Origin of the sequence: Flavobacterium aquidurense (assembly GCF_001404985.1) — a bacterium.
GTDB classification, from domain to species: domain Bacteria; phylum Bacteroidota; class Bacteroidia; order Flavobacteriales; family Flavobacteriaceae; genus Flavobacterium; species Flavobacterium aquidurense_B.
Genome location: NZ_JRLF01000009.1, coordinates 327,465 through 339,947 on the forward strand (window position 1 = coordinate 327,465; position 12,483 = coordinate 339,947).

Here is a 12,483-nt window from a genome sequence, read left to right on the forward strand (position 1 = left end):
AAATCTTACAATAATAAGTAATGTTATAAGTTTTTACATATTTTTACCGAAGTAAATTCTTATAAAAACAATTATTATGAAAACAAAAATTACAGCAATTTTAGCATTCTTTGCTTTCTCTTTTACAAATGCACAGCAAGCACAAGTTGATCAGGAATTAAATTCAGCAAAAGGTATTCAGTTTAAAAAAGGAGATATGTTTATTGAAGGTTCTGTCAAAATTAGTACGGGAGGCGAGAAGGATTATTACGGTTTCAGTCCAAAATTTGGATATTTATTAAATGAAAAAATTGCCATTGGAGGAAAACTAAATTATTCGAGTGAAAAAGTAGAGGCTACGAATGTAAAAACAAATGTATTTGGAGTGGGCGCTTTTGCACGTTACTATTTTTTAGAATTAGACAAAAAACGTTTCAAAGCTTTTGCTGAGGCTGGATTAGGTTACGGAAGTAATAAAATCGAAACTCCCCCAAACAGCGATACCAGTAATAGTGTTACAGCAGATATTACTGTTGGTCTGAACTATTTTGTTACCAAAAACATTGCGGTAACTTTTACATTAGCTAATGTTCTAGCATACAATAGTGTTTCTCCGGAGAATGGTTCCTCATCAGATACTTTTAATTTAAACATTAATCTATTTGAAAACATTTTTGATCAGCCTCAGTTCGGTCTTTTATATAAGTTCTAAAAATTATTTAGAACAAATTATAAAAAGTAATCTATAAACAAACCCGATGACGAAAGTTGTCGGGTTTGTTATTTGAAAAAACCTTGTTTTCCCTCCATTTATATGACTTTTATCATAATGAAATATTAATTTATTGTGCAAAATAAACAGGTAAATACTTATAAAAAAGTAGGATTATTAACTCAATAACTTCATTTTTAATCCTATTGATTGTATTTTTTAAAGTTTTAAAATGAAAAACATAATTTTAATCCTACAACATTTAAAAGCAATTATTATGAAAACTAAATTTTTTATTATTTTATCAATGCTGACTTTTTCATTTGCGAATGCGCAGCAAGAAGAAGTAGACTCTGAAATGAACTCTGCAAAAGGCGCTACTTTTCAAAATGGAGATATGTTTCTTGAAGGTTCCATCAAAATTAGTACAGGCGGAGAAACAGATTATTACGGATTTAGTCCAAAATTCGGTTATTTGTTAAATGATAAATTTGCCGTTGGAGCAAAACTAAATTACTCCAGTGAGAAAGAAGAAGCTGTTCCAGAAATAAAAACTAATATTTTCGGGATTGGTGCCTTTGCCAGATACTACTTTTTAGAATTAGACAAAAAACGTTTCAAAGCTTTTGCTGAAGCCGGTTTAGGGTTTGGGCAAAACAAGACTAAAATTCAAGGAATCGAAGACGACACTGATAATAGTATAACAGCAGATATTACTGTTGGCTTAAACTATTTTGTTACTAAAAATATCGCGGTAACTTTTACATTGGCTAATGTGCTAGCATATAATAGTGTCTCTCCAGAAAATGGTGCATCATCAGATACTTTTAATTTAAATATTAATTTATTTGAAAATATTTTTGATCAGCCACAATTTGGTCTTTTATATAGATTCTAGATTTATATAAAATCAGGTATTGAAAAGCTGTCTCAATTTGGGACAGCTTTTTTATTTCTTCAAACTCTGAACCTTTGTATCTTTGAACCTTTAACTTTTCAAAAAACCTCAAAAGAAAAAAGATGCTTGATGAAACTCCAAAACGATTCGACCGCATTGTTGCAATTCTTATTCAATTACAATCTAAAAAAATTGTAAAAGCACAGGAATTAGCAAATCGCTTTGAAGTTAGTTTAAGAACTATTTACAGAGACATAAGAACTCTTGAAGCTTCGGGAGTTCCTATTTACAGCGAAGCAGGAGTTGGTTATGCTTTGATGGATGGTTATCGTTTGCCTCCCGTAATGTTTACACGCGAAGAAGTAAGCAGTTTTATTGCTGCCGAAAAATTGATGCAAAAATTTACTGATCCGTCGCTTGGATCACATTATGCATCTGCGATGTACAAATTGAAATCGGTTTTAAAAAGTTCAGATAAGGATTGGCTTTCAAATATTGAATCAAGAGTTGTAATGCAAACAGCTGATCCTCTTTTTCATGATAAATCACCCAATACACTGGCATTACTTTTTGAAAGTATTGCAGAAAAAAAACAGATTATCTTATCCTATAAAACTCTGGAAGCAGAAGAACCTACTACAAGAAGTATTGAACCTGTAGGCGTTTTTCACGATCATAATAATTGGTATTTTCTGGGATATTGTCATTTGCGACAAGATTACAGACAATTTAGAACAGATAGAATTCAGGGTATTCAAAAAACGGAATGTAATTTTACAATAGAACATGATTCTTTAGAAACGTATCTCAATAAAAACGAAACAATTCCCACGACTAAAGTCCGAATTTTAATTGATAAAAAAATTGCCCGATATTTAGAATTCGAAAGAAAATATCACGGTTATGTTTCTGAAAAAGAAGTAGACGGACAAATAGAAATGACTTTTATGTGTCGCGATATAGAAAGCGGTTTTCCGCGCTGGTTCCTTATGTTTGGAGATTACGCTACAATTCTGGAACCGGAGAGATTAAAAATAAGAACACTCGAATTGCTGGACCTCAACCGAAAAAGGTTATTATAAAAAAACTCCTAAAGCTGAATTAATTCATCATTAGGAGTTTTTTTATTTAGCACTCTTCAAAGATTTTATCTTTCCCAGAAAAAAGGAGGTTCAATTCCCAGTGCTCTCATGTAAACATAACCTTGTCCGCGGTGGTGTACTTCATTATCAATAAAATACAGGATATTCTGAATTACCGGAAATTCGTATTGACCAAAAAGATTAAAGTTTTCGTTGAAATCTTCAATCGATAATTTTTCCCAATATTGATTAAGTTCAGCAGTTGCTTCATCCCATTTTTCAAGATATTGTGCTTTAAAAATCAGTTTATCTGATTCTTCTGTAAATGGTTTCACTTCCTTATTTACAATTCCTTTAAGCCCCGGAACGGCGATGGCTAAAAGTTCATCGGCCAATTTAGAAAAAGGCCTCATTCCTCCTATCGAAAATTCGAAAAAATCCTTTTCAGGAAACAATTCAATTACACGGCGTGTAAGGGCGCGATGACCTTGCCAGTGTTTTAACAAATCTTCTCGAGTAATTACTTGGGCAGCTAATGTTTTCATAATTTTAAAGTTTAAATATTTTTAATACTCCAAAATTATTGAGGGTCGGTGACAACAGTTTGTCAACAGGAAATAAAAAAGTTTTTTTATTTCCTGTTGACAAACGTAGAGACGCACAGCAGTGCATCTCACGCCCAGTAACCCCATTTTATACACAAAATAAATAACACAAAAGAGATACAACAAAAGAGTTGGGAACCTAAACGTTACAAGATATTATTTCTAGTGTAATAGTTGTGGGAGACGCACTGCTGTGCGTCTCTACGATATAGATTGTGAATATATCTTTGTTTATTTAGATTATTATTTATTCTTCAACCATTCAAACAAACGGTTTGCATCTTCGTATTTAAACAATTGTGTTCCTTCATTCATTGTTGCAGCTGACCCACAGGCAACTCCCCAACGAATAACTTCTTTCAGGCTTTTGTTTTGAGACAACGCCCAAACTATTCCGCCTACCATACTATCTCCGGCTCCAACAGTACTTTTTTTGGCAACATTGGGCGCAGGAACATATTCATAATCGTCTTTAGTAACTAAAACGGCACCTTGAGGCCCAAGGGAAACCACAACGATTTCGGCTCCGCCTTTTGCAATGATTTTTTTGGCTGCTTCGTTCACTTCTTCCATTTCAAGACGTTCTGCCCCTACTAATTTTGCTAGTTCACCCACATTTGGCTTTATGAGATACGCTCCGGTTTCCAGCACTTTTGTTAAAGCTTCTCCGGAAGTATCAACTATTAGTTTTGAATTTGATGCCTGGGCAATTTCAGCTACTTTTTGATAAAAATCTGTCGATAAACCTTCGTTTAAGCTTCCGCTTGCAACCAGGAATTTTGGTTTTAATTTAGAAATTGTTTCCAGGACTTCTTTCACTTCTGAATCAGATAAAACATCTCCGGAAAACCCAAATCGATATTGCGAATTTGTGTTATCGTCAACAGCAATAAAATTTTCTCTGGTGGCCGTTTTGGTTTCAATTGCTTTAAAATCTACTGATTCATTTTTTACTAAATCTTTCAGCATTTCACCAATCGGTCCGCCTGATGTAAAAACCGCAAGTGAGTTTCCGCGTAAGCGTGCAATAGCTTTAGATACATTTATTCCGCCACCACCGGCATCAAATTGCGGTTCCTTACATCTAATTTTCTGCTCTGCGATTAGTCCTGAAAAATGGGTGCTTTTATCTACCGAAGGATTTACGGTTAAGGTAACTATATCGAATGTTTTCATTTTTATGTCTTTTTAATTCTTTTAAAGATCCGAAAAAAAATATTGTTTGCAAAAGAATAAAATTCATGAAACATTTAGACGCACTGCTGTGCGCCTATACAAATCATATCTACATTTGCACCTCTATCCTATTACGCAATTAAAATTTGTACCTTTGCGGCTTAGAAACTTTGGAACTTAAAAAGAAATGATCGAAGATAAAAATCCGCAACGTACCAGTATAGCACAATTAGGTGAATTTGGCTTAATTGAACATTTAACCAAAAATTTTGATGTTACTCAGGAATCCACTTTAAAAAGTATTGGAGATGATGCAGCAGTGCTTGATTTTAAAGATAAAAAAGTAGTTGTTTCTACTGATTTATTGATTGAAGGCGTGCATTTTGACCTGGCTTATATGCCCTTAAAACATTTAGGATACAAGGCAGTTGTTGTTAACCTGTCTGATATTTGTGCCATGAATGCCAGACCAACTCAAATAACGGTTTCTGTGGCTGTTTCTAATCGTTTTCCATTAGAAGCCTTAGAAGAATTATTTGAAGGAATTACACACGCTGCAAAAGAATATAAAGTTGATGTAATAGGCGGAGATACTACCTCATCACAAAAAGGATTGATTATTAGCATCACAGCACTTGGCGAAGCCGATGAAGAGGAGATTGTTTATAGAAATGGTGCCAAACAAACAGATTTACTTGTTGTAACAGGTGATATTGGTGCTGCTTATATGGGACTACAGGTTTTAGAACGCGAAAAACAGGTTTTTCAGGTAAACCCAAACAGTCAGCCTGATCTTGATATGTACAGTTATTTAATTGAACGCCAGTTAAAACCTGAAGCCAGAAAAGATGTCCGTACGTTATTGCATGCTCTTGAAATTAAACCAACATCGATGATCGATATTTCTGACGGATTATCGTCTGAAATTATCCATTTATGCAAACAATCTAAAGTGGGTTGTAATTTATATGAAGACAAACTTCCGTTAGATCCACAGTTTATTTCGACTTGCGAAGAATTTAATATCGACAGTACAACAGTTGCTATTAATGGTGGTGAAGATTATGAGTTACTTTTTACAATTGATATTAATGATTTTGATAAGATAAAAGGAAACCCAAATTTCTCTATCATTGGTCATATGGCAGACGAAAGTGAAGGAATACATTTAGTTACGCGTGCTAATACACAGATTGCATTAAAAGCTCGTGGCTGGGATGCTTTGAGTGAGTAAATTCAGTCTCAGTATTCAATATTAGCATATAAAAAATCCTAACAGACTTTAAAAGCTGTTAGGATTTTTTTATGTGCCTGAATTTTAAATCTAAAATTCTTAGAAAAGCCCTTTGCTTTTTGCTTCTTTCAACAATTCTTCATCTGAGCCTGATTTAATTTTAAGCAATTCTTTAAGGCTGACTCTGCGTTTTTCGATAGCATTGAGAGAAATCGGAATATATTGTGGCATATCTTCGACCGGAGTTCCTTTTGACAAATGAAATAAAATTTGTTTATCGAACTCGTCAATTTCAATTGAATTGTGAGGGGATTGATTCAGTATTTTTTGAACTGACTGGCTGTAATATTTATCATTTTTCATCACTTTATCAAACGCAAAGAGCAATTCATCAAAAGTGAGATCATTTTTAATCACTAAACCATTGGGCTTTATGGTTCTTATTATGGTTTTGATTTTAAGTAATTCTGTATACATCGTTAATAAAATAACTTTGCAGTTTGGCATTTTATCCAGGATGAGTTTCGCCAGATCCTCGCCTGAAAAAATGTCTTTTTCCTCATATGCCGGCATGCTGATGTCTAAAAAAGCAACATCAAAATCAGGGGTTTCAGGATCTTTGATTAACTCGTATCCTGATTTACAATCGTGAGCCTGAGAAATTAGGAATTCATATTGTTTGGGATTGTAGCGTGTTATTGCATTTTTATATCCTTCGATAATAAAAGGGTGATCATCTACAATTAATATATTCTTTTTAATTAATTGGGGATCTGTGGCGTTTGGGTGAATTGTCATGTATTCTGTAGGTTAATTTTCTGATCTATAGGGACTTTAATCACAAGAAGAGTTCCTTCTCCTTTGGCAGATTTTATAGTAACTGTGCCGTTACATTCTGCAGCTCTATATTGAATGTTGTGCAAACCTATACCATTTTTTGTTCTTTTGGTATTAAATCCATTTCCATCATCAAAAATGGATAAAACCAAATGATCTATTTCACTTTTAAATTCAATTGTAATAGTGTTTGCATCTGCATATTTATTACAATTCTGAAGGGCTTCCTGTATAATTCTGTACAAATTAATTTTAACAGCATTACTAACAAGGTCCCATTTGATGTTAGAATCAAACGAAGTAATTAATTCAGAATCATAGGTGTTTTGTTGATCTTCGAACAATTTGTTTAAAATCGCGATAAAATTATTAATTAATTCTGATTTTTCTCTATTTAAATCATGCGAAATTTCGCGGATATCTTCCTCAATATGTTTGAGTTCCGTCAGGTATTTTTTTCGTTTAGGAGCTGCTTCTGCTTCTTCTATTTTATCCAGGCTGTCTAAACTAATCCTGACGCCAAACATTCTGCCCAGAACACCATCGTGCAAATCCTGAGCTACTTTTTTCTTTTCTCTGATACGGGTCAGTTCGATATCATTTTGCTGGGAAATCATTAAATTATAAATATCCTCGTTTGCAATTTGCTGTTGCTGCTTAAAAATCAATTCCCGGTTCCTGGCTTGCTGTGTTTTATAAACATAGAAAAACAAACCTATCAGGGTACAAATACTAAAAACGTAAATAAGGGTTTTGTTTTTTTCCTGAAGATTCGAGTTTTGATCTTTTATTTCGTTGGTTTCATATTCAATACGGGAAAATTTTTCGCCCATCTTGCGTTCTGCTTTTTGCAATTTCTCATTTAAGCTTATATATTCTTTTGAATAGATGGATTCTTTTTTAGGATCAACAACTGCTAATTGCTTAAGTGCCGCTAATGTACCGTTTAACTTACTTGAAGTACGAGATAAAATCAAGGCTTGCTTTGAAAACTGGATAGCTTTGAAAGTGTCTTTTTTTGCAGCATAATACTCTGATAAGTGAATTTTATTTGATACTATTGCTGACTTTAACATCAGACTGTCCCTAATTTTTAAAGACCTGAAAAAGAGTTTTGGCAGGTCTTCAGACTCTTTTAGTTTTAACTTAGAATACGCTAAATTGTCTAATAGCATAGCATATAAAATTGTATTTTCTTCGAACAGTTTTTTCTCATTTAAACCTCTCTGAAAATATAATTTTGCTTCTTTATAATTATGCATTTTCATGTAAATAAAACCCAAATTATTTAATGAAGTTGCTGTAAAATGAAGTTCTTTCGGAATTGATTTATCTTCTAAAGCCTTCAGCGCTTTATTTTGAAATTCTAAAGCTTTAGTATATTCTTCTCTTTCGTTGTATAGTATTCCTAAAAGATTATAGCATTCATAATATTGATCGTTTACATTTTTTTGTCCTTTTAAGTTACGTAAGGCTTTAAAAACTGCTATTTCACTTTCAAAAAAATCACCTTCATTATATTGAAGGCTTGCTTTACTGAGATATGTTTTTGCTAAATTATATTCATCACCAATTCGTATATAAATTTTCTCAGCTTTGAAATAATTCAAAAAGGCACTATCAGAAATTGATACAGACACATAGTAATCACCAAGATAAGTATATGCCTTAGCCATGTTTACAGAATCCTTGGTAATACGCGAACGTTCTAAAATTAATTTGGTTGTTTTAAGATACGCTTTCCAATCGCTCATATTGTAATATCGATTGGCAACTTTAAATAAATTTATTCTGTTAACGGAGTCGTTCTTCTGATTTAAAATAATATCAAGAGATTTTTGATTGTATTTTTGCTTAAAACTTAAAGGCAAATTAATATCATTTGCTAATTTAAGATATACGGGAAGGCTATCTTCAGAAGACGCAATACTTTTATTTACCTGATTATTTCTATTACAAGCAAATGATAAAACAATAAGTAAAAAAAATAATATTTGACAATTTTTTTTCAATTGCATTTTTGAATTTCACCAAAAATAGTAAAACTATTAATACAAAAAAAAGGCTGCCAAAAAATTGACAGCCTAAATGCTATTAAATACTAAATGAATTATTTTTTAGTCTATTTTTTTATTTCCTCCTAATGATTGATTAACATTGGTGAAATTTAATTGATTGTTATTTTCAAATTTATTACCTGTTTCATGAAAATCAAGTTTTCTTTTTTGGTTTGTTGTAGCACCACTACCACCTTCTTCAAAAAAACTTGCAGTATTTGAATTTGATGAAGAATTTGTTTGCGGAGTTGTAAATGAAGTTGCTACTAATACTGTAGAGAATAATGCGAATGTTAAAGCTGCTTTTTTCATGATCTGAGGGTATTAAATGTTTGATTTTTTGTTTTGGGGAATCATCGCTTTGTGCGAATCATGGTGTAAAACTAATACCGAAATCAAAAAAAATATATACGAAAAAACAGGTTTATGGTAGAACATACCCAATTGATAGTCAATGAGTACCAAATGAATGTAAACTCTTAATTATTAGACTTCTAAGTAATTTCCTATAGAAAAATCAGCAATAATCAGATCAACATTTGATTTATAAGTTTTGGAAAAAGGGATCTTTTTCGAAGAGTTTTTTATGTAACAAACTGAGCTTCCGTTATGAATTCTCGAAATGTAATTTTTATTGATGATATAACTATTATGAATTCGGATAAAAGGATGCGATAAAATACCTTCAAAGTGCTTTAGTGTTTTAAAGGCAGTTATCATTTCGCCGGAATTAAGATAGATATCCGTAGAATTATTATCAGCTTGAAAATAGCAAATATCTGTTGCTGTAATGTAACGATAATCACCGTACGATTTAATACAGATAATAAGTGGTTCTGTTATATTTTTTGGACTTCGAACAAAAGGAAGTACCGAAGAAGTGATTTGATTGTTTATTTCGGCTGAATTTGTATCCAAAACGCTTTTTTCGAGTTTTAAAAGCGTCTTAATTAAATCGATTGCCGAAACAGGTTTTATTAAATAATCAAAAACGTTATACTGAATGGCTTCAAATGCCAGTTCTTTTTTTGTTGTGGTAATAATTATTTTAGGAATATGGGATAAAAATCGGTGAAGCTCATTTATAAAAGCAAGGGATAAATTACTTAGTGAATCTTCAGGATCAATTTCCAGAAAAATAACAGATGGTTTATGTTCTAAAACTAAATTTAATCCTTTCTCATAATTCGTAGCCGACGCTGCAAAAGTTAATCCTGAAAAACCTTCTGCAATTGTTTTGGTTTTCAAAATACTTTCAGCATTATCATCTATGATTATATAGGAATACTTTTTCAATAGTAGTTTTATTAACTTTCCCGGATCTGAGAAATTCTTTTCCCTTTAATTTTTTTTCAAAATTTATTCTTTAGTCTTCTATTCGCAATTAAATTTACGAATTTCAATTATTTTACTATTTCATTGTTAATACATTCTAAACAAATGTTAACACATAATGGTAAAAATGCTAATATGTATGACAAAATACAATTTAGAATTAAAAAATCCCAAACTCCTTTATGGAATTTGGGATTTATATAGGTGTGTAATTTAAAATATTACATTTTCATTAACCAGTTTTTCATAGAAACCTCGTTTTCAATAATATCTTTCAATTCAGAAATTTTCACACGATCTTGTTTCATTGAATCTCTATGACGAATTGTTACTGTTTCGTCTTCGATTGTTTGATGGTCTACCGTGATACAAAACGGAGTTCCAAGAGCATCTTGTCTTCTGTAACGACGTCCTACTGCATCTTTTTCGTCATAAGCTACGTTGAAATCCCATTTTAAATCTTCGATGATTTTTTTAGAAATTTCCGGCAATCCGTCTTTTTTAACTAATGGTAAAACAGCTGCTTTTGTTGGCGCTAAAACTGATGGTAATTTTAATACTGTTCTTGTTGATCCGTCTTCAAGAGTTTCTTCCTGCAATGATGTTGCAAAAACAGCCAGGAACATACGATCTAAACCTACTGAAGTTTCTACTACATACGGAACGTAGTTTTCATTTAGTTCAGCATCAAAATATTGTAATTTTCTACCTGAGAATTTTTCGTGTGCTTTTAAGTCAAAATCTGTACGAGAGTGAATTCCTTCTAATTCTTTGAAACCAAAAGGGAAATTAAACTCAATATCCGCAGCAGCGTTTGCATAATGCGCTAACTTTTCGTGATCGTGAAAACGGTAATTTTCTTTTCCTAATCCTAAAGATAAATGCCAGTTTAAACGGGTTTCTTTCCAGTGGTGGTACCATTTCATTTCTTCTCCCGGACGAACGAAAAACTGCATTTCCATTTGTTCAAATTCTCGCATACGGAAAATGAATTGTCTTGCAACGATTTCATTTCTGAACGCTTTACCGGTTTGTGCAATTCCAAACGGAACTTTCATACGACCAGATTTCTGAACATTTAAAAAGTTCACAAAAATACCCTGAGCCGTTTCCGGACGTAAATATAAATCCATTGCAGAATCTGCAGAAGCACCTAATTTAGTCCCGAACATTAAGTTGAATTGCTTTACATCTGTCCAGTTTCTGGAACCGGTTTCAGGGTCAGCAATTTCTAATTCTTCAATTAATGCTTTTACATCCTGAAGATCTTCGCTCATACCTTTTGCAAGTCTTTCCAGAATTTCTCTTTCTTTTGCCAAATATTCAACAACACGGGCATTTGTAGTTACAAACTCCTCTTCGTTGAATGCATCTCCAAAACGAGCTTTCGCTTTTTCGATTTCTTTTTTAGCTTTTACATTTAGCTTTTCAGCATAATCTTCTACTAAAACGTCAGCTCTATATCTCTTTTTCGAATCTTTATTATCAATTAACGGATCATTGAAAGCATCAACGTGGCCTGAAGCTTTCCAAGTCGTTGGATGCATTAATATCGCAGCATCTAAGCCTACAATATTTTCATTCATCTGAACCATTGATTTCCACCAATATTCACGGATATTCTTTTTTAACTCGACACCATTTTGTGCATAATCATACACTGCACTCAATCCATCGTATACTTCGCTTGACGGAAAAATAAATCCGTACTCTTTTGCGTGCGAAACCACATTCTTAAATATATCTTCTTGTTTTGCCATAGTGATGCAAAAATATAAAAAGTCCGTTTAAAAAAAAGAAAAATAGTAAAGATTGAAGGAATCATTTCGTTATTTTTGTAACTAAATTCTTTCTATTTGTGTTTAATTATCTTATTAATCTGTTTTTCCCTAAGGTTTGTGCCGGTTGCAGCACTATTTTACTTATCAGTGAATCTGTTTTATGTACCAATTGCCGACATGAAATGCCTTTGACTCAATATCATTTAGATCCAAAAAACGAAGCTGTAAAGAAATTTTATGGCAAAATTGTGATCGAACACGCTTCGGCATTATTATATTTTAATAAAAAAGGGATTGTTCAGGAACTCATTCACAATTTAAAATACAAAGGACATGAAGAAATTGGTACCGTTTTAGGAAATTGGTATGTTGAGGACTTAAAGGAATTAGTTTTAGAAACTCCTTTTGATATTGTAATTCCTGTTCCGCTGCATCCTAAAAAGTTTAAGGAACGAGGTTATAATCAGGTTACTACTTTTGGAGAAGCTTTAGCCAAAGGTTTAAACATTCCTTATAATGATGCTGTATTATATCGAAAGAAATACTCTAAAACACAATCAAAAAAAAATCTCTCGGGGAGATCTGATAGTATCGACGATATCTTTGACGCATTTGAAACAGAAGAAAATCACAACAAGCATTTTTTAGTTGTCGATGATGTTTTAACAACCGGCGCAACTCTGGAAGCTTGTTCACGGGCTTTATTAAAAATTCCCGGCGCCAAAATTAGTATTGCCTGTATGGCAATGGCAAATTCATAGCTTTTTAATTTCAATTTAAGTCTTAA

General features: G+C 32.5%; 12 protein-coding genes. 5 read left to right on the plus strand and 7 right to left on the minus strand.

The genetic code is table 11. From position 1 onward, the window contains the following. Window positions 1-76 precede the first annotated feature (76 nt). The 3 genes from RC62_RS07470 (at window position 77) to RC62_RS07480 (ending at window position 2,671) form a co-directional block, all read left to right on the plus strand. Window positions 77-691, plus strand: coding sequence for an outer membrane beta-barrel protein (locus tag RC62_RS07470; RefSeq protein WP_055094109.1), 615 nt, complete (start codon window positions 77-79; stop codon window positions 689-691). 277 nt (window positions 692-968) lie between these two features. Further along, entirely contained in the window at window positions 969-1,589 is a 621-nt protein-coding gene (locus RC62_RS07475) for an outer membrane beta-barrel protein (RefSeq protein ID WP_055094534.1), read from the plus strand. A 122-nt stretch (window positions 1,590-1,711) separates the two neighbouring features. Further along, window positions 1,712-2,671 (plus strand): helix-turn-helix transcriptional regulator, encoded by a 960-nt coding sequence (locus RC62_RS07480; RefSeq protein WP_055094111.1) that lies wholly within the window; start codon window positions 1,712-1,714, stop codon window positions 2,669-2,671. A gap of 65 nt (window positions 2,672-2,736) precedes the next feature. Here the strand turns inward: RC62_RS07480 and RC62_RS07485 are convergent, their stop codons facing one another. Next, complete coding sequence (locus tag RC62_RS07485; RefSeq protein ID WP_055094112.1) at window positions 2,737-3,216, minus strand: DinB family protein; 480 nt, start codon at window positions 3,214-3,216, stop codon at window positions 2,737-2,739. A 303-nt stretch (window positions 3,217-3,519) separates the two neighbouring features. Then, a complete protein-coding gene (locus RC62_RS07490) occupies window positions 3,520-4,452 on the minus strand; it encodes a 1-phosphofructokinase family hexose kinase (RefSeq protein ID WP_055094114.1) in 933 nt (310 codons plus the stop codon). Between the two features lie 187 nt (window positions 4,453-4,639). Here RC62_RS07490 and thiL point away from each other — a divergent pair, with 187 nt between their 5' ends. After that, window positions 4,640-5,686 (plus strand): thiamine-phosphate kinase, encoded by a 1,047-nt coding sequence (gene thiL, locus RC62_RS07495; RefSeq protein ID WP_055094116.1) that lies wholly within the window; start codon window positions 4,640-4,642, stop codon window positions 5,684-5,686. A 99-nt stretch (window positions 5,687-5,785) separates the two neighbouring features. Here thiL and RC62_RS07500 read toward each other — a convergent pair whose 3' ends face one another. The 5 genes from RC62_RS07500 to RC62_RS07520 all read right to left on the minus strand — a co-directional run bounded on the left by RC62_RS07500 (window position 5,786) and on the right by RC62_RS07520 (window position 11,675). Then, window positions 5,786-6,484, minus strand: coding sequence for a response regulator (locus tag RC62_RS07500; RefSeq protein WP_055094118.1), 699 nt, complete (start codon window positions 6,482-6,484; stop codon window positions 5,786-5,788). Continuing rightward, complete coding sequence (locus RC62_RS07505) at window positions 6,481-8,541, minus strand: tetratricopeptide repeat-containing sensor histidine kinase (RefSeq protein WP_055094120.1); 2,061 nt, start codon at window positions 8,539-8,541, stop codon at window positions 6,481-6,483. The genes RC62_RS07500 and RC62_RS07505 overlap by 4 nt, the downstream gene beginning before the upstream one ends. Window positions 8,542-8,640: 99 nt before the next feature. Beyond that, a complete protein-coding gene (locus tag RC62_RS07510; protein ID WP_055094122.1) occupies window positions 8,641-8,892 on the minus strand; it encodes a hypothetical protein in 252 nt (83 codons plus the stop codon). A 174-nt stretch (window positions 8,893-9,066) separates the two neighbouring features. Next, window positions 9,067-9,876, minus strand: a complete 810-nt coding sequence (locus RC62_RS07515) for a LytR/AlgR family response regulator transcription factor (protein WP_055094124.1) — start codon at window positions 9,874-9,876, stop codon at window positions 9,067-9,069. 260 nt (window positions 9,877-10,136) lie between these two features. After that, entirely contained in the window at window positions 10,137-11,675 is a 1,539-nt protein-coding gene (locus RC62_RS07520) for a glycine--tRNA ligase (protein WP_055094126.1), read from the minus strand. Between the two features lie 98 nt (window positions 11,676-11,773). Here RC62_RS07520 and RC62_RS07525 point away from each other — a divergent pair, with 98 nt between their 5' ends. Further along, window positions 11,774-12,457 (plus strand): ComF family protein, encoded by a 684-nt coding sequence (locus tag RC62_RS07525; RefSeq protein WP_055094128.1) that lies wholly within the window; start codon window positions 11,774-11,776, stop codon window positions 12,455-12,457. Window positions 12,458-12,483 lie beyond the last annotated feature (26 nt).